At 46.1% G+C, this 17,757-nt stretch carries 19 protein-coding genes and 1 tRNA gene; 11 read left to right on the top strand and 9 right to left on the bottom strand.

What is annotated here, in order from left to right; translation table 11 throughout:
- The first annotated feature begins 357 nt into the window (after positions 1 to 357).
- Positions 358 to 657, top strand: a complete 300-nt coding sequence (locus QUA34_RS19625) for a type II toxin-antitoxin system HigB family toxin (protein ID WP_333324097.1) — start codon at positions 358 to 360, stop codon at positions 655 to 657.
- Positions 641 to 1,039: a transcriptional regulator gene (locus tag QUA34_RS19620; protein ID WP_333324094.1), complete on the top strand. Its 399-nt coding sequence runs from the start codon at positions 641 to 643 to the stop codon at positions 1,037 to 1,039. The genes QUA34_RS19625 and QUA34_RS19620 overlap by 17 nt, the downstream gene beginning before the upstream one ends.
- A gap of 213 nt (positions 1,040 to 1,252) precedes the next feature.
- On the opposite strand, the gene QUA34_RS19615 is transcribed toward QUA34_RS19620, so the two are convergent.
- Positions 1,253 to 2,575: a 3-isopropylmalate dehydratase large subunit gene (locus QUA34_RS19615; protein WP_333388960.1), complete on the bottom strand. Its 1,323-nt coding sequence runs from the start codon at positions 2,573 to 2,575 to the stop codon at positions 1,253 to 1,255.
- Between the two features lie 416 nt (positions 2,576 to 2,991).
- Between QUA34_RS19615 and QUA34_RS19610 the strand changes: the two genes are divergently transcribed.
- The 6 genes from QUA34_RS19610 (at position 2,992) to QUA34_RS19585 (ending at position 6,962) form a co-directional block, all read left to right on the top strand.
- Positions 2,992 to 3,723: a helix-turn-helix transcriptional regulator gene (locus QUA34_RS19610; RefSeq protein WP_333388959.1), complete on the top strand. Its 732-nt coding sequence runs from the start codon at positions 2,992 to 2,994 to the stop codon at positions 3,721 to 3,723.
- A gap of 113 nt (positions 3,724 to 3,836) precedes the next feature.
- Positions 3,837 to 4,217 (top strand): hypothetical protein, encoded by a 381-nt coding sequence (locus QUA34_RS19605; protein WP_333388958.1) that lies wholly within the window; start codon positions 3,837 to 3,839, stop codon positions 4,215 to 4,217.
- A gap of 41 nt (positions 4,218 to 4,258) precedes the next feature.
- The gene (locus QUA34_RS19600; protein WP_333097360.1) at positions 4,259 to 4,606 is read left to right on the top strand and encodes a DUF1036 domain-containing protein; all 348 of its coding nucleotides are present in this window, start codon (positions 4,259 to 4,261) and stop codon (positions 4,604 to 4,606) included.
- A gap of 275 nt (positions 4,607 to 4,881) precedes the next feature.
- The gene (locus QUA34_RS19595) at positions 4,882 to 5,247 is read left to right on the top strand and encodes a hypothetical protein (protein ID WP_333388957.1); all 366 of its coding nucleotides are present in this window, start codon (positions 4,882 to 4,884) and stop codon (positions 5,245 to 5,247) included.
- Between the two features lie 107 nt (positions 5,248 to 5,354).
- Positions 5,355 to 6,635, top strand: coding sequence for a S8 family serine peptidase (locus QUA34_RS19590; protein ID WP_333388956.1), 1,281 nt, complete (start codon positions 5,355 to 5,357; stop codon positions 6,633 to 6,635).
- Between the two features lie 99 nt (positions 6,636 to 6,734).
- Entirely contained in the window at positions 6,735 to 6,962 is a 228-nt protein-coding gene (locus QUA34_RS19585) for a hypothetical protein (protein ID WP_333388955.1), read from the top strand.
- A gap of 9 nt (positions 6,963 to 6,971) precedes the next feature.
- Here the strand turns inward: QUA34_RS19585 and sfsA are convergent, their stop codons facing one another.
- Positions 6,972 to 7,706, bottom strand: a complete 735-nt coding sequence (sfsA, locus tag QUA34_RS19580; protein WP_333388954.1) for a DNA/RNA nuclease SfsA — start codon at positions 7,704 to 7,706, stop codon at positions 6,972 to 6,974.
- Between the two features lie 407 nt (positions 7,707 to 8,113).
- Between sfsA and murJ the strand changes: the two genes are divergently transcribed.
- Entirely contained in the window at positions 8,114 to 9,727 is a 1,614-nt protein-coding gene (gene murJ, locus QUA34_RS19575; protein ID WP_333388953.1) for a murein biosynthesis integral membrane protein MurJ, read from the top strand.
- A gap of 74 nt (positions 9,728 to 9,801) precedes the next feature.
- Here the strand turns inward: murJ and QUA34_RS19570 are convergent, their stop codons facing one another.
- From QUA34_RS19570 to moaC, 3 genes are all read right to left on the bottom strand, one after another.
- Complete coding sequence (locus tag QUA34_RS19570) at positions 9,802 to 10,104, bottom strand: DUF3181 family protein (RefSeq protein WP_006633891.1); 303 nt, start codon at positions 10,102 to 10,104, stop codon at positions 9,802 to 9,804.
- A gap of 64 nt (positions 10,105 to 10,168) precedes the next feature.
- Positions 10,169 to 10,426, bottom strand: a complete 258-nt coding sequence (locus QUA34_RS19565; protein ID WP_006633890.1) for a 2TM domain-containing protein — start codon at positions 10,424 to 10,426, stop codon at positions 10,169 to 10,171.
- A gap of 88 nt (positions 10,427 to 10,514) precedes the next feature.
- Entirely contained in the window at positions 10,515 to 11,036 is a 522-nt protein-coding gene (moaC, locus tag QUA34_RS19560; protein WP_333077685.1) for a cyclic pyranopterin monophosphate synthase MoaC, read from the bottom strand.
- A 78-nt stretch (positions 11,037 to 11,114) separates the two neighbouring features.
- On the opposite strand from moaC, the gene QUA34_RS19555 reads away from it, so the two are divergent.
- A tRNA-Arg gene (locus QUA34_RS19555) sits at positions 11,115 to 11,188 on the top strand.
- A 95-nt stretch (positions 11,189 to 11,283) separates the two neighbouring features.
- Here QUA34_RS19555 and QUA34_RS19550 read toward each other — a convergent pair.
- The 3 genes from QUA34_RS19550 to QUA34_RS19540 all read right to left on the bottom strand — a co-directional run bounded on the left by QUA34_RS19550 (position 11,284) and on the right by QUA34_RS19540 (position 15,809).
- Positions 11,284 to 12,528 carry an MFS transporter gene (locus QUA34_RS19550; protein ID WP_333388952.1) on the bottom strand — a complete coding sequence of 415 codons (1,245 nt, stop codon included), beginning with the start codon at positions 12,526 to 12,528 and terminating at the stop codon, positions 11,284 to 11,286.
- Positions 12,529 to 12,682: 154 nt separating this feature from the next.
- Positions 12,683 to 13,870 (bottom strand): glycosyltransferase family 4 protein, encoded by a 1,188-nt coding sequence (locus tag QUA34_RS19545; RefSeq protein ID WP_333324073.1) that lies wholly within the window; start codon positions 13,868 to 13,870, stop codon positions 12,683 to 12,685.
- A gap of 250 nt (positions 13,871 to 14,120) precedes the next feature.
- Positions 14,121 to 15,809: a DUF2079 domain-containing protein gene (locus tag QUA34_RS19540; RefSeq protein ID WP_333388951.1), complete on the bottom strand. Its 1,689-nt coding sequence runs from the start codon at positions 15,807 to 15,809 to the stop codon at positions 14,121 to 14,123.
- A gap of 88 nt (positions 15,810 to 15,897) precedes the next feature.
- Between QUA34_RS19540 and QUA34_RS19535 the strand changes: the two genes are divergently transcribed.
- The gene (locus QUA34_RS19535; protein ID WP_333388950.1) at positions 15,898 to 17,136 is read left to right on the top strand and encodes a histidine kinase; all 1,239 of its coding nucleotides are present in this window, start codon (positions 15,898 to 15,900) and stop codon (positions 17,134 to 17,136) included.
- Between the two features lie 74 nt (positions 17,137 to 17,210).
- On the opposite strand, the gene mutT is transcribed toward QUA34_RS19535, so the two are convergent.
- A complete protein-coding gene (mutT, locus tag QUA34_RS19530; RefSeq protein ID WP_333324069.1) occupies positions 17,211 to 17,615 on the bottom strand; it encodes an 8-oxo-dGTP diphosphatase MutT in 405 nt (134 codons plus the stop codon).
- Between the last annotated feature and the right edge of the window lie 142 nt (positions 17,616 to 17,757).

Raw genomic sequence — 17,757 nt, 5'->3', positions numbered from 1 at the left:
TTGCGAGGGAAGCAAAGCAATCGCTTGCGTCTCTGCGATTGCTTTGCTTCCCTCGCAATGACAATAAAGGGGATGCCTAACCCGGATTTGGTATTACCCTGCATAACCGAACTTTGAGATCACCTGTAGAGTTCTGGTGGACAGCGATCGCTCTATATAGCAATCCTAAATCATTTGTGATTTTTTCACTCCCTCCCCTTACCAATGGGAGGGTTGGGGTGGGGTAAAAAGTTTACGACTCCTGCCAGGATTGGTATAGATAAAATCTGTGAGTAAGTCCTGTATAAAGTGATGGAATAAGCCACGTTAGGGAAGGGAAAGAGATGCAAGACAAAACCACCAAAAAAGTCAAAACAAATGCACCTAATTTCGCTCCGCAACCTCCGTAATGATGCTGCTAAATACCTGGATGTCAAAAACCAAATTGAGATTTGGAAAGAAACTGTCAACAAAGCGGAATGGCAGAATTTGGAGGATGTTCGCAAAATTTATCGGGATGCCGAAGCCGTAGGAAACTTTACCGTCTTTAATATCAAAGGCAACGACTATCGCCTGATTGTTGGGATTAACTATGAGAACCAAACTGTTTTCTACAAATATTTTCTAAGCCACTCTGAATACGACAAAGAAAAATGGAAAAATGACCCTTACTTTTGACCGAACGACTTACAGCAACTTGCTGGCAGAAATTGCTCCCAAGGCGATCGAAACTGAAGAAGAATACGATCGCCTCCTGGCAGTTGCAGAAAGGCTAACATTTGCTAAAAACCTCACTCCAGAGGAGAAAGTTTTATACAAGTTATTAGTCACTTTGATAAAAGTTTACGAGACAGAAAACTATCCCATAGACAAATCCGAACCTCATGAGATTTTGCAACATATCATGGAATCCAGCGACACCCGCCAAGCAGACTTGGTAGGTATCATTGGATCTAGCGGCGTAGTATCTGAAGTTGTGAACGGCAAGCGATCCATTAGCAAAGCACAAGCTAAGGCACTCGGCGATTATTTTCAAATCTCACCTAGCTTGTTCATTTAATTTAAGATGAATCGATTGGTTACAATCTAATTCCATGTCTGGTAGGGGCGGCTTGGGCGACAATAATCGCCTAGAATCGACAATACAATAAACCCGCCCCGCCCCGATCGAGACTAATCGATCGAACATAATATAAGGTGCGTCATATCCGAAACCCTCGATTAATTCTAGAGTGAAAGTCTGACGCACCCTACAACTGGTACAAGCAACTATCTAACACAGGAATTCGCGCGGATCGGTGACATACCCAGTCAGGGCAGACGCCGCCGCCGTATAAGGCGAAGCTAGATAAACTTGCGCTTCTTTATTCCCCATGCGGCCGGGGAAATTGCGGTTAGTTGTAGACACGCAAATTTCAGGTTCATTCATCCGCCCGAAAGTATCTTTCGGGCCACCCAAACAAGCGGCGCAAGAAGGCGCTGCGGGTTCGATGCAACCGGCAGCTAAGAAGATTTCCGAAAGCGTTTGACCATCGTATTTTGTGACAAACAAATCTTCGTAAACTTTCTGAGTTGCTGGTACTAAATAAGTCGGAACTTTGACTTTATTTCCTTTCAGAATGCGGGCGGCATTCAGGAAGTCGGAGGTTTTGCCGCCGGTGCAGGAACCGATGTAAACTCGATCAATCTTGACATCGCGGCAGTTGCGGGCTAAGTCGCGGTTGTCGGGAGAGTGCGGTTTGGCGACGACTGGTTCTAATTTGCTGACATCGTAGGTGCGATCGCTATAAAATTTAGCATCCCCATCGCTGTAAAATGAATCGAAAGGTTTGTCTGTCCGCGAAGTAACGTAATCAAACGTAGTTTTGTCGGGCGCAACCGTGCCGTTTTTACCACCAGCTTCAATCACCATATTGCACAGCGTCATCCGTTCTTCCATCGTCAAACGCTCAACTGTATCGCCCGCAAATTCCATTGTCCGGTAGTTAGCACCGGCCACGCTAATATCACCAATAATCTGCAAAATCAGGTCTTTTGCTAACAAATAATCCGGCAGTTCACCGTTGAACACAAAGCGCATGGTTGCCGGAACTTTGATTAACAGTTTGCCGGTTCCCATGATAAAAGCCGCGTCTGTATTGCCGATACCGGTGGCAAATTGTCCGAAAGCGCCGGCATTGCAGGTGTGGGAATCTGTGCCGAAGAGCACTTCGCCCGGTCTGGTGTGGCCTTCTTGTGCTAAGGCGATGTGGCAAACTCCTTTGTAGTCGGGATTTGCTTTGAAGTCCGATCGATCCGTGATGTCGTAAAAGTATTTTATCCCTTGTTCGGCGGCAAAATCGCGGAGAATATCGACGTTGCGGTTAGCGCGTTCGTCGTTAGTGAAAATGTAGTGGTCGGGAATGAGGACGATTTTGTCTGGGTTCCAGACTTTAGCATTCTCACCGAATTCGCGTTTGAAAACGCCGATGGTGCCGGGCCCGCAGACATCGTGGGTCATCAATACGTCTGTTTCTACCCAGATATTTTCTCCGGGCTCGACTTTAGTGCGGCCTGATGCTTTGGCTAATATTTTTTCGGTCAGAGTCATTCCCATAGTGCGATCGCTCTTTTTTATTAGATGCTACAAGTGTATTGTAAGCGAAACATCGCCTGATATTGACAGGTAATTTATCAACTCAACATTTTCTTCAATCTTAAATCTCAAATCTCAAATCGATTGACTGTCACTTTCTTTTTCGCCACTAATCTCTACAATAGCCTCTACTTCGATTAACACACAAATAAAAATTATGCAAGTCACTCGATTATGCGACTGGTAACTAACAGCTAGTGACTGTTATTGTTAGTGATTACTTAAGAAAAGCAATTTAAATCAGGGACTGTCAAAAAATCTCAGAGTGCATTTCTACACTTATATACCTCAACAAGAGTGAAATGAGCTAGATACCCGCACCGCATGAGTATCTGGTTCCGTCATTCTCACCCTGTATGCCAATGGAGATACTTCCCATGAATTCCCAGACACCAAAGCGTCAGCGCGCAGTTATTTTAACATCTGAAGGTATTGATAAATTCCCAGCAGCAAAAGCTGAGGCAAAAAGCTACGAAAATTGCTACCAACATTATACTCTCGAAGTTTTATGCGATCGCACAGACAAGGAGCCAGATACTTTCATTAAGGGATTAGTCAAGCAAATTTTGGATCGCGTAGGGGCGATAGTTGTGGAGATTGCAGGCAAAGTGCAATTCATGACTCAACGGGCAGAAGAACTTTTGAGCCAGTATTTTTTACACCGCATTCCCTACTCATTGCCAGAATCCTTACAACATTGGTGCCAGGAGCAGATTGCGCGAATCGCATTCAACCGCAATATTCCCTCTCGCTGTTTGCCATTGCATATTCAACAAGCAGGAAGACAGTTGAGCGTCCGTCTGATTCCCGATCCCATCAAAGAGCAATATCTCTTGCTGTTGGAGGAAGAAGAACTGCAATCATTCTCTATTTCGACCCTGGAATCGCTAGGACTCACCAAACGCGAGGCGGAGGTTTTATTCTGGATTGCCAAAGATAAAAGCAATGCAGGAATCGCTAAAGTGCTCGGTTGCAGTGAAGGAACAGTGCGAAAACATCTGGAGCATCTTTACGGGAAACTAAGCGTACAAACCCGGACGGCTGCTGTGATGGTTGCTCTGGAAAAGTTGGGGTTGTTCAACGGGGAATTTGTTGCAATATCTTCATAATCCTATACGCGGATCGTCGTATTGCTCTCCAAGTTTATTTTGAGGACTATGAGATCAAACGCTATATGGAGTCTGTAAACTGTGCCCAACAAAAATCCACTACGGAGGTAAAAATGGAAACCAATAATGTAGACGCAACGGTCGATTTTGTCGATGTCGGTGTTCAGAAACAGGATGGGGCAGCTCGCGAAGGTCAATCAGATGCTAAACCGGGCATCGAAAATGAAACAGTGCTTCACACGCTACGCGCATCATCAATCTTCTCTGTGGAAAACAAAGAAGTTTTACCTCAAAAAAGCCAAGAAGATGCAACAGTCGATTTTGTTGATGTCGATGCCCTGAAACAAGATTCGACAGCTCGCGAAGGACAATCAGATGCTAAACCGGGCATCGAAAATCAAACATTGCTTCACACCCTACGTGCATCATCGATGTTCTCTGTGGAAAACAAAGAAGTTTTACCGGAATTTACCCGTTCCAACACAGGGAAATAGAACCGTATTCATTGGCAATTACTCATTGTAAGAGGTGGAATATGCTCACAATTTGCAACAAATATACATCTGGTGTTTGGGTAGCTATTATGTACTATCGTCCCAACTGCCCAGATGGTGGGAATTGGGCAAAAAAAGGTTGGTGGCGGCTCAATCCTGGCGAATGCAAAGTGGTATATGGAGGGAGTTTGCGTAGTCTGAATCGCTACTACTGTTACTATGCCGAGGCTGATAACGGAGCAAATTGGTCAGGGCCTTACGTGAGGCCTGTCCCTCCACAAGCATTTGACTGGTGTGAGTGGACAAGCAGCACCCAAGCAACTAATGTAGGCTTCCGGTTGCTTGATATTAACAGTTACGACAATTTCACGCTGAATTTGACAGCATAAATCTGAGTGGCGTTGTCAAGTTAAATTTTTATTCTAAATTTAACTTGACAACTCAATTTAAACATGAATCGTAACCGTTACGTAAGTTGTTGCAATATCTTCATCATCCTATACGCGGATCGTCGTATTGTTCTCCAAGTAAATTTGGGTGATTATTAGATCAAAAGCAGTTATCTAGCTTCAGCATATAGCTAGAAACTACTTGCCCTTAAGGTTGTTAAATAACAAGGAAATAAACAAGGTCTTCTACGACTAAACTTCATGCCTCAACTTCCATGTCGCAGTTTCCAGCAGTCCAGGAAAACCAAGACGCCAAAGTTGAAGAGGTGGATCAATTTGGTATGTCTCAAGAAGGAGCTTCGCCAGAAGCATTTTTCGGTAATGGCTACCGTTATCGCCATGACTGGGGCGATCGCAACGGACAGCACATCTTGAATCTTAATTGGGGCATAATCACACCCAACTCTCTCGTCTTCGTTGCGATTGGTGAAGGCGCTTCTGGAGGTGGAAAGTTTATTGGTAATGCTCGGTATACTCTCCATAACGTTGCCCCAAACAACGGTGTTGTTAGTATTTGGGTCAACATAAAATGGGGAACCCCGATTCGGCTCTCTGTTGACTATTTCGTATTCAACCTTTAGGAGCATGGATGAAATACAGGGCTGTTTCCTCACAAGTCACAGCCTTGTAATTCAATAAGTCTATTATCGCACTCACCGTATTATCCAACTCTAAATAAGAGGTATTTATGTCTGAACAACCTAGTTTTCCCATCCCAGAAACTGCCCAAGCCGATGAAACGACAGGGCGTTACATTATTACTTTCCGCGAAGATGCAGTGACAGAAGGATTAGACCTCCTGAGCGACCAAACTGGTATCAGAGGGCTGGCAAATGCTGCCGATTTCCCCGACTCTGCTCTAGACTTGAGCCAAATTGCAGCAGCAGGGGGAGCGGTGTTTCCTACTCTCGGCGTTGCCGTTGTTTCCTTAGACGAAGGGGGTTTAAGCAGCATCATGACATCAGCGGGAGAGGATTCGGCTATTCTGGCGATCGAGCCGGAGAGCACCTTCTACGCGATTGGCGATGGGTTGTCGGCAGACTACCTGCGGGGCTATCGCGATGCGGTGGATAACCTGTACGACAAAGCCACTAATACAGAGGTAGCAGACATCCAGAAACAAGAATGTTTTACTGATGATACCGAGTTTACTTGGGGCCTGAAGGCGACGAAGGTGATGAAGTCTCTGTTGACTGGTAGTGGAATGAAAGTTGCTGTGCTGGATACGGGGATGGATCTCCAACATCCCGACTTCGCAGGCCGATCGATCGTATCGCAGTCCTTCGTACCAGGGGAGGACGTACAAGATGGCAACAGTCATGGTACCCACTGCATCGGGACAGCCTGCGGGTTCAAGGATCAGAACGGTCGCAGATATGGGGTCGCTCACAAATCGACCATTTATGTCGGTAAAGTGTTGAGCAATGCCGGTAGTGGCGCTGGTGCCTGGATTCTGGCTGGGATGGAATGGGCGATCGCCAATGGGTGTCAAGTGATCTCGATGTCTTTAGGAAACACCACTCGAACACCGTCTACTGCTTACGAAACTGTCGGCCGCCGAGCACTGCAAAATGGGTGTCTGATCGTGGCAGCCGCAGGCAATAACGGACGAACCGGAGGAACCGTCGGACAACCAGCCAATAGCCCGTCGATTATGGCTGTTGCAGCGATCGATAACTGCGTCCAAGTGGCTGACTTCTCGGCTACCTCTGAGCTAATTCAAGGAACTAAAGTCGATATCGCCGCTCCAGGAGTGAAAGTATACTCATCAGTGCCTATGAATAAAGGGCGTTATGCTGCTTACAATGGCACTAGCATGGCTACACCTCACGTAGCTGGCATCGCGGCCCTGTATGCCGAATCGACTGGTAAACGAGGTGCTGAACTTTGGCAATTGCTGACTGCCTATGCTATGGCACTACCATTACCATGTACTCGTGTCGGAAGTGGCTTAGTAGAAGCTCCGTAATGAAGAATATCCAAATCCCCGCAGCACTTTAAGCCTGCGGGGATTTAACAGAAGACAATTTACAATACCGCAATGGATTTGCTCCAAAGGATGCTAAATATGTCTGACGAACAAGTACAGCGCATCATAGTGACTGTTGACGACCAAAACATATCGGTAATTCAATCGGTTGTCACTGCCTTAGAATCGGCGGGAATGAAAGTGGAGCAGGTGCTAGCTGTTACTGGCATCATTACTGGAGAAGTTTCTCAATCGAAGCTAGAAGGACTAAAGAGCGTACCGGGCGTGGCTAGTGTCGAGATCGATCGAGAAATGCAGGCAATTTAAACTAATCAATCATTTAGGGGTTAGTAGATCCAGTTTTGCTAACCCCAAATAGCGAATGCCTTCCGGTGTCACATCAAAGCGACAGGGCAAAATCTCTACACCTTCACTAATCGCCTGTCTGAACAATTCTCCGTAAAGGCGATCGGCACTATCCCCCGGAGCAAAATCCGTACAATCCCCGCGATTAATAAAATACAGCATTACAGCCCTCGAACCCTGCCGCACCACTTCTATCAATTCTCTCAAATGCTTTTGTCCCCTCTCCGTCACTGTATCGGGAAATAAAGCTAACTCCTCTTTTACCCAAGTTGTATTTTTCACTTCCAGAAAAATCGGTTTTTCCTGACCCGTTAGCCAAAAATCCACTCTACTTTTTTTATCAGTGCCGTAAACAACCTCCGGTTGAATTAAACTGTAATTGCCCAACTCTGGAAACAATTTCAATTCCAAAGCTAATTTAACTACTCGATTTGGCAGCCCAGTATTAACTCCCACCCAAGTTGGCACAGTGTCGCAAACTTTAATTAATTCCCAAGTATAAGCTAATTTGCGTTTGGGATTGTCGCTGGGAGATACTAGCACTGGATTGCCCGGAATGTAAACACCAGTCATCGGGCCAGTATTCGGACAGTGCGCGGTGATTATTTCTCCCGAATCTAGTTCAATTTCTGCAAAAAATCGCTTGTAACGTTTGATGAGAATTCCGGGTAAAAGAGGAGGATATTGGTAAATTAAGCCAGTCATTCGATTTTAGATTTTAGATTTTAGATTCTCGATTGTAGATTGTAGATTTTACCTATAACCGAATACCTGGGTTCGCACTTCTTAAATAAGTCTGGGAGCTAACACAATCGATCATAAGTTATCAACTATATGTTATTTATCTGCTTTTCTCAACTCATTTGTTTCATCATTTTTAGAGGGTAGATTGTATATTGTAGATTTTAGATTGACGCATCATAGCACGAAAGGGCGGTTTGTAGTTAGGACGCATAGTCCCGATCGATTATTAAATTGCCGCAAGTCAGTAATATCGATAAAATTGGTATCAGCGCAATTCCCCCTAGAAGTTTTATGAGTTCATGATATGATTCTCCCGATTCGCGATTAAAATAAGTGAATCCTTTTAGCACTAGCGTTTGTAACCATTTGTGTCCCAATTACAGAAGCCCTCTCGTTCCCTCGCAGGGATTGCCGGCATTGTCGCAGTCGCCACTCTAATTAGCAAAGTCTTTGGATTGGTGCGCCAAATTGCGATCGCCGCAGCCTTTGGAGTCGGTGTCGCCGTCGATGCCTACAACTACGCCTACGTCATCCCTGGTTTCTTATTTATTTTGCTGGGAGGGATTAATGGGCCATTTCACAGCGCCATAGTCAGTGTTTTAGCTCGCCGGGATAAAAAAGAAGCAGCACCCTTAGTCGAGACTATCACCACCTTAGTCGGGGGCATATTGCTGTTGGTAACAGTCGCTTTAATTATTTTTGCAGATCCAGCGATCGATTTGGTGGCACCGGGATTAAATAGGACAGCAGAAGGTTTACAAATCAAAGCAATTGCCGTCCAGCAATTTCGGATTATGGCGCCGATGGCGTTACTTTCAGGCTTAATCGGCATTGGTTTCGGCACTCTCAACGCTGCCGATATGTACTGGTTGCCTTCGATTAGTCCTTTATTTTCTAGCGTTGCACTTGTCGGCGGTTTAGGGATTCTCGCACTGCAACTCGGAGACAAAATTATTCAACCAGAATACGCACTAATTGGCGGCTTAGTGTTAGCTTGGGGAACTTTAGCGGGCGCAGTTTTGCAGTGGCTGGTGCAACTGGTGGCGCAGTGGCGCGCCGGCTTGGGAACATTGCGCTTGCGGTTTAATTTTAAACGGCCGGGAGTGCAAGAAGTAATTAAGGTGATGGTTCCTGCGACCTTATCATCAGGAATGCTGCAAATTAATGTCTATACTGACCTATTTTTCGCATCCTACATCCCTCAAGCTGCCTCTGCGTTGGGTTACAGTGGCTTGTTAGTTATGACGCCTTTAGGGATCATTTCTAATGTAATTTTAGTGCCATTTCTACCCATATTTTCTCGCCTCACCGATCCGAGAGATTGGCCGGAATTAAAAGATCGAATTCGTCAATCTTTAATTTTGACAGCCCTGACGATGCTGCCGCTGAGCGCTTTAATGGTAACACTTGCTGGGCCGATCGTCCGCGTTGTTTACGAACGCTATGCTTTTGATCGAGAGGCCTCGCTGTTTGTCACGCCGATATTGATGGCTTACAGTATTGGAATGTTTGTGTACTTAGGACGCGACGTTGTGGTACGGGTATTTTACGCTTTGGGAGACGGAGAAACGCCTTTTCGCATCAGTATTATCAATATCTTTTTAAACGCTCTTTTGGATTATTTGTTGGTAGGAGCCTTTGGCGCGCCCGGATTAGTTTTGGCGACGGTGGGAGTGAATCTTCTTTCGATGATTATGCTTTTGTACTTTTTAGATAAAAAGCTGGGTGGTCTGCCTTGGGGGCAGTGGGGTTTACCTTTTCTGGGGTTAACTTCTGGCAGTTGTCTAACTGCTTTCGTTACCTTGGCTACTCTGCAAGGCTGTCAAAGAGTTTTGGGTACTGAAGGTTTGGTAATTCAATTAGTGCAGTTGAGTGTGGCAAGTTTTGTAGGGTTAGGGGTTTTTGCCGTGTTTGTCAGTCAGATGAAGTTGCCGGAAGTTGATATGTTTGTCGATCGTATTCGGGGGCGTTTTCGCAAATAAAATTGTCGGGGCGGGTTAAGGGCGAAATACCAGACACAACGCCCACAATCTGCGTACAAAACCCGCCCTTTACTTTACATTTTCCGTTGAAATTCCTCAAGAACATCCATCAATTGAACTTGACACTGCATCGGAATTAAATCAGCCAGTGGCACTTCCCGCTTGCCGCCACCCAACTTGACTGGAATTCCTTGCAAAACTTGTCCAACTTTGTCAGCATCTAAATTGCCATCTTCCAGCATGGAATAAAGCTGTTGGGCAACAACGGTATGCAGGTGAGCATCATTGAGATACAAATGCCACTTGGCAATGTCAATGTAGACATTTTCGCCGATTTCGGCTGCTAAGGATTCGATCGCCTGTGTAGTATTAGCCATATCAAAAAAGCCGAAAGTTATTTGTTATCAATCAAAAGACTTAACAAATCGTCGCCAACTGCCTTCAGCCAGAATCTTTGGTGAGGGGCGAATAATCGGCGATCGCAAAATGGTAAATCGCGTGGGCCAAAACTACTAGAGCCCATCCACCCGTTACCGAAATTGCCCAAGGCCAATCAGCCTTTTGCAAATTGTGAACAAACCACAAACCAGAATTGGTAGCAGAAAAAAGACCGACGTGGATAGCAAAATTCATCCGGTCATCTAAGCGGCGGTACTCTGGATCATTGCGATCGGGTTTGCGAGGCCAACGAGGAGGCATAGTTTTTCACTTGATATTAGTAGTTCTGTGCCTATTTTAATCATAAGTGCAGCTTTTTGAATGCTGCATCCCTCTTTCGGCAGGAAACTTATGCCTCTACATTTTCATAGTCTCCAGACTTGCCGCCACTTTTACTCACCAGGCGAATCGATTCAATGGCGATCGACTTTTCCAATCCTTTCGCCATATCATACAAAGTCAGCGCCGCCACCGAAACCGCCGTCAGCGCCTCCATTTCCACCCCTGTTTCCGCCTTAATTTTCACCGTCGCCCGAATTTGATACCCCGGCAACCCAGCATCCGGCATCACCTGCACCTCCACGCTACTCAGCGGCAGAGGGTGACACAGAGGAATCAAATGTGCAGTCTGTTTCGCCGCCATAATTCCAGCCAGCCTTGCAGTGCCCAACACATCACCCTTCGGCGCATTCCCCGCCTCAATCGCGGCAAAAGTCTCCGGCAACATCCGCACCCGGCCTGCAGCCACAGCTTGCCGCACAGTCGGCACCTTCGCCGAAACGTCCACCATTTGGGCTTCCCCGCTGTTGTCGAGGTGAGTTAGCTGTGCCACATCGGGCAATTTAGAAAAAGTTTGCGAAAGGTCTTGCATTATTTTGGTAATGGTGTTACTGTTAGATTCTGTGAGAAAAGAACTTAATCAATTTTAGATTAAATCTGAACTCTACAGGGGCTTGTAGCTTAGTTGGATAGAGTGCATGGCTACGAACCATGAGGTCGGGGGTTCGAATCCCTCCAAGCCCACTACTAAAAGTTATGAATTTTGAGTTTTGAGTTGTGAATTAAGAAATTAATTCGACTCACCACTTAAAACTCATAACTTTTTTAATTTGGTACGTTTACTGATTCAAAGCATAAATATCTTTGCCTCGACCGATCGCAAATTTCATCGAATTAGACAAGCCCTTGCTAGACTGAGTAATAAAAACCAGCAAAGCCAAGCCAGCAAGGCCAGCAGCAAAACCAAACATATTTCTGTAGCCAACTTGTTCAGCAACAAAGCCTAAAGTCGGGCCAGCAATCGCAATTCCCAAATCAAATCCGCCAATACAAAGCGAAAACAAGCGGCCCCTTTCATGAGGTTCGCACCTGTCAGACATCAGTGTTACCATCATCGGCAAAACCGTACCGCCCGCGCAACCTTCAACCAAAGCTGCGATTAAAAAAGCACTGCTGTTGTTAGCAAAATACAACAATAACATAGATACGGCATAACAGATTAAGCCGCCAGAAATAAACAAGCCGCGACCGTATTTGTCCGAAGCCCGTCCCGTGACCACTCGTATCCCGAAACTGGCGATAGCCGCCGTAGAATAAAATAATCCAGGATTCAAATTAGCCTTAGTTTCTTGGATAAACAAAGGCATAAAAGTGCTCAAAGTTCCAAATACTAAACCAACCACCAATAACACTAAAGCCGGAATCCGCACTCTAGGATTCCAAAGCATTTGCCAGTATTTTTGGCTATTTTTGTCCTCAGATAGCGAGTCCGAGAGTGTTAAATCTGCAAAATTAGGTTCCGCAACTTTGCAGGTAAAAAATATAGCCATTGCAGCGAAAGCCGCCGACATCGCAAACAAAGGAGTATAACCAACCCAAGCTTGCACAAATCCGCCAATAGCCGGCCCAACTGCTAAACCAATAGGATTCACCAAGCTCATGTAACCGATTAATTCGCCCCGCTTTCCTGGCGGCGACAAATCTGTTACCAAAGCGCTGTAAGCTGTAGTAAAAGCGGCGATACTAATGCCGTGAAAAATCCGAATAAGTAACAGTAAGGGGATAGATTGAGCTAACAGGTAGCCAAAAGGGGCGATCGCAGCGACTAACGCACCTAGAAGCAAAACTTGTTTTCGACCCCTGCTGTCGGCTATTTTGCCCAATTGCGGTCTCGATAGCAAAAGTCCGATCGCAAATGCACCCATCACAAAGCCAATTTGCTGTTTTGTGCCACCCACAAATTGAACATACAGCGGCAAAGTTGGCAGTAGCGAAGCCAAACTCGACCAGAATAGCAGGCCTGCGGTGAATAAAGTCAGTAAGCTGCGTCTGGGTTGGGGATCGATGTCCCTAAAAATATTCAAGATGCTAATTCCCTTTAAATCTTCTGAGTGCGCTCAAGCTGAGGTAGAGTGTATCTATATCATTGTGTTACAATTTCTTAATATTTGCCACAAAAAAACTTGATATTCTACTCACAGTCAACAGTCAACAGTCAACAGTCAACAGTCAGCGTTCTTACCAATCAACCTCAGCCCTTTCCTCGACCACCCGGTCATAAACCCACTGGGTTTCCATCGCCAACTTCGGCCAACTAAATCGGCGTTCCAAATCCTCATAAGCATTGTCAACCAACCACTGCGCGTAACCCGGATTTTTCAACACCTCCAAAATTCCCCAGGCCAAAGAATCCCGATTGTTTGCCTCAGTAACAACGCCAGTTTTAGTGTGCAGCACAACCTCTGGAAGTCCGCCCGCATCCGAAACCACCACAGGCACTCTTGCAGCAAAGCTTTCTAACGCTACAATCCCAAAAGGTTCGTAAAGACTGGGAAAAACCGCACAGTCAGCCACCGTCTGAAATTTGTCAAGATGTTCCTCAAACATGAACCCAGTAAAATAACACTTATTCCAAATTCCTAAATGCCAAGCTAAATGTTTGAGATGGTCTGTATTGCCGCCACCAACAATTACAATTTTCGCTTTACCCCCCATTTCCCAAATTACTTTAGGTGCCGCATTTAGAAATACACCAATGCCTTTTTCATAGCTAATTCTTCCTACATAATAGACAATTTTCTCATCATCAGCAGCAAACCTTCGGCGGAAATCCATCGCGTCAAATTCGTGCCACCGGGGCTTTTTATCCGATCTGATTCCGTTGTGAATTACCTCTATTTTGTTCCACGGAGTCGATAGTACCCGTTCGGCTTCCCGCCGCATATAATCACTACAAACAATTACTCGCCAAGCATTGTAAGCGAGGTCGTTTTCCTTGGCGTTAATGTAGCGCTGCCCGTCATTGTGGATACCGTTGAAGCGCCCATATTCGGTGGCATGGATGGTGGCAATTAGCGGTACTTTAAACGTATGCTTGAGGGCGATCGCCGCATCTCCCACTAACCAATCGTGAGCGTGGATGATATCAAAGGGGCCTTCCTCAAGCATCAGTTTCCCGCCTTGGTGGCCCATGCTTTGGTTGAGGTTCGCCACCCAGTGAAAAAAGTCCCTAGCGTGCCCCACCACCACCCGATGCACACGTATTCCTTCCACCACTTCGTACATCGGCGCGTGGCCGAACTCTACAGTAATTAAGTGGATTTCGTGTCCCAGCTTCACCAATTCTGGATATAGTTCCGATACGTGGCGCGCTATACCGCCTACAATTCTGGGAGGAAACTCCCATGCCAAAACCAAAATTTTCATCTTTCTCCCTCCAAATAATTTATATAACTTAATGTTTAGGATTAACAGATTTATTGTATAATTATCACCCTTAAATTTAAGTTGAGCGTAAGTTGATGCCCAATGCCTGACTTTTGGCAGCAACAAAGACAGAAAATCATGCCTAAACCTGGTTTTTGCATGAAATTGCTCGATCGCCATTACCTGAAAAAAACAGGTTTCCTCAAGATTTGAGCCACTGAGGGAAGCAATGGCGATCGTAACTACCCGCTTACCGTTTCTTCAAAATCGGCTCCAATTCGCGCCGAAAACGGGTCCAAGCAGCAGCAGATGCAGAATTAGAAACAGCACCCTGACGCATCAAAATCGCGCCGTCTTCAAAGCCAACAATTCCGTACTCTCCAGATTTTGACATTCGATCGATCGCTGGTACGATCTCCCGCAACTGTCCCCGTTCCCCGCGAAACGCAGCCTGATACTGCTGCAACTGCCACAAATCGGCAATTACATATTGCATCTTCACTGCCTTCCCCGCATCATTGCGGAGTTCAAACATCGGAAACCTGAGAATTTCCCGCCTGCTTGACAAAATCGGCACAATAGTATTCGTCGCTGCCACGCTAGCATCAGCAGGAATTTGAGCCAATAGCGGCCGCACTTGCAAAACGTGCTGCCATTGTCTGACGAGAGGAACCTGCACCCAAGGATCGATCGCATCGGGCAAAATCAAAGAAAAAGTCCGATTTGGGTTAGAAGTGAAGGTAAAAAATAGCGACAAACAGATGCAAAACCCCCAAAAGCGGCGAAAATTTGAAGAAGAAGGCAGAGGAAATAAAGCAGAAGGAAAACGCAAAAACATTCTTTCCTCTCTCACCATTCTATCTTCTTCCTTTTGACGCTGGGCCCACCACAGAATTGCCCCATAAAAAAGCCCTGGAACCACAGTCATCGCATAACGAATATTAATCGCCAGCACCGACTCTCCTTTCGCTAAAAATAGCTTCAGCAGCGGAAATCCAGCTATCATCCAAGACGCAGGCGCGAAAGCAGGAACCAAAGCTAATGGCAACCACTGGCCAAGCAGGTATCTAATCTTACCAAAAAACGGCGTAAATAACTGAGCCACCAACCGCCAGGGATTGCTCACCATTCCCCAAATAATTTCTAGAGTAGAAGCTTCATCTCCATCAGCATATTGACCGAAGCGCTCCATCATAAACCGCTGGGATATATCAGCAGAAAACAAAGGCATAATCAGATTGGTCAGGACGATCATATAACCAAAACTGAGTATGCAGACAGCCAAACCAGTCCGAGGGTAGCGCCGGCTCAAAATCAGGTAAACTCCGACGCCAAATAAAACAACTCCCCCATCTTCTCGCACGGCCAAAATTAAAGTTGCCAGAATCCCAAACAGCGGCCACCAGCGCTTCTCCATCGCCAGCAGCAAACCAAAGACATACAGCGGCATTTGACAAATATCGTGAAAATTGCCCAAAGTCGGGCCGATGACCGCGTTAGCGCAGTAATAGCTCACAACAATTGTCGCCGACAGCCTTGGTTCCAGATAGTGTCGGGCGAGAGCATAGAGCACTCCTCCAGCCGCCGTAATTAAAGTCACCTGCAACACAGTCAAAGTGACGGGCGAGGGAAACAGCGAGTAAATTGGCAGCCACAACATCAGCGCCGGGGTGAAATGCTGCCCCAACCGATAGTAAGATACTTCCGGGAGCTGATTTTGGTGAACGACATTAGTGGACAAAGCTGAAGAGAGGGAACTCTCAAACAAGTGACCCCGAGTGCCGTTCCAAAAAAGTTGATTGAAAATGCCTTGGTCGTAAGTAGCGTAAAAGCTGTAGTAGCGGTGCAGCGTCAGCAACAGGCACAGCACAAAAAAGGCGGCCGCCACTTGAACCACCACCCGCAGCGACTCATTTTTCTTCCATCTCAAAAATATCATCGGCCCGCCGTAATGAAATTATCGGACAATAGCATAAATCTAAAGTAAGTATTAAATTAAAGTAGAAGTGAAATAACTCGGCTAGGCAATGCTCAATTATTTTCACCCGATCGAAAAGCTCAACAGCGTCCATCCCACACCCGGCACAAGTGGCACTGACTGTTCTCCCGAACAGCAGGTCAATTCCGCACCGCTTTTACAGCTTTTGCTGTTTGTAGACAAGCGTTCCTCTTCCCGGGAACAGACCAGACACATCCGCAAGTCCCTAAAGGATTTGAAAGCAGACTGCGACTTTGAGCTTCAAATCATCGACGTAGGAGAACAGCCCGATTTAGCCGAACACTTTAAACTTGTAGCCACTCCCTCGCTGCTCAAAATTCATCCCGATCCGCGACAAACTCTCGCCGGCAGCAATTTAATCGCCCAACTCGAACACTGGTGGCCCCGCTGGAAGCGTTCTGTAGAGGAATACGCAGCTCAGCAACAGTCTGCCCCAGCACTTGCTGAAAGCCTGACTAACCCAAAACCACTCTATTCCGTTGCTTGCGCCGCCGAACTTGTGCAGCTTTCTGATGAAGTTTTTCGCCTCAAACAGGAAAAAGAACACCTGCAAGAGCAGTTGCAGTTGAAAGACCGGATTATTGCGATGCTAGCTCACGACTTGCGTAATCCCTTAACGGCAGCATCTTTGGCTTTGGAGACTTTGGAGTCAAGTCAGAAGGTGAAAGAGGGGGAAAAGTCGCGTTTGACACCGAGTCTGGCGGCTCATTTGATGAAACAAGCCCGCCGCCAAATCCAAATTGTCGATCGTATGATTACAGATATCCTGCAAGCAGCCCGGGGTACAAACGCTCAACTCCACATTGAACCAAAAAGAATCGAACTGGGGGCGATTTGTCAAGATGTAATCTTGCAGTTTCAAGACAAATTTCAGGCGAAAAGTCTGAACTTAGAAACAGACATTCCCGCAGATTTGCCCTTGGTTTATGCCGATCCCGATCGCATCAAACAAGTCATAGTCAACCTGCTTGACAACGCCAGCAAGTACACGCCAGACCAAGGAACCGTTAATCTTTCAATTCTCCACCGCACCGCTTACAAAGTTCAAGTCAGCATTTGCAACAGCGGGCCGGGAATTCCTGAAGAAGATTGCGCGAGCATTTTTGAAGACAGCTTTCGCTTGCAGCGAGATAAATCAACAGACGGTTACGGCATTGGACTGTCTCTGTGTCAAGGCATCATCCGCGCCCACTACGGTCAAATTTGGGTAGACTCTGTACCCGATAGAGGCAGTTGTTTTCACTTTACTCTGCCCGTCCAAAAATAGTTGACAGTTGACAGTTGACAGTTGACAGTTGACAGTTGTCAGTTGTCAGTAGCAACCGAATTTGATATTACAGCTCAACTTTTCCGCAGTGCAGCAATAATCTGTGCGTTTGCCTTGGGAAAAGTAAATTGGTCTATTTCGTCGAGTGTCACCCAGCGAATTTCATCGCATTCGATCGTTTGCGGTTCCCCGCTGACGTGGCGGCAATGGTGCACGTATAGTCTAACTGTAAATTTAGTGTAGTCGTGGTCAATTGTAATCAGGCGATCGCCAACTTCTACGACAATCCCCAACTCCTCCATAATTTCCCGTTCTATGCAAGCTTCGATTGTTTCCCCAGGCTCCATTTTACCGCCCGGAAACTCCCAGAAACCCCCGTGCAGTCCATGTTGTCGGCGCTTGTCAATCAAAATTTGTTGGCGATCGTTCCAGATTGCAGCAACGCCGATAACTTTGTGGGCAACAGGAGAAACAGACATATTAATTAGGAATGGGGAATGGGGAATTGGGAATTGGGAATGTAAGAATAATATCAATAATTCTTCAATTATTTAATCTAAAATCAATCCTCTAAAATCTCAAATCTCAAATCTCAAATCTAAAATATTAAGCCCCCATCTT

Source organism: Microcoleus sp. POL10_C6 (genome assembly GCF_036701585.1).
Classification (GTDB): Bacteria; Cyanobacteriota; Cyanobacteriia; order Cyanobacteriales; family Microcoleaceae; genus Microcoleus.
The sequence above is the reverse complement of the archived record's forward strand: the minus strand, read 5'-3'. Positions and strand labels throughout refer to the sequence as shown.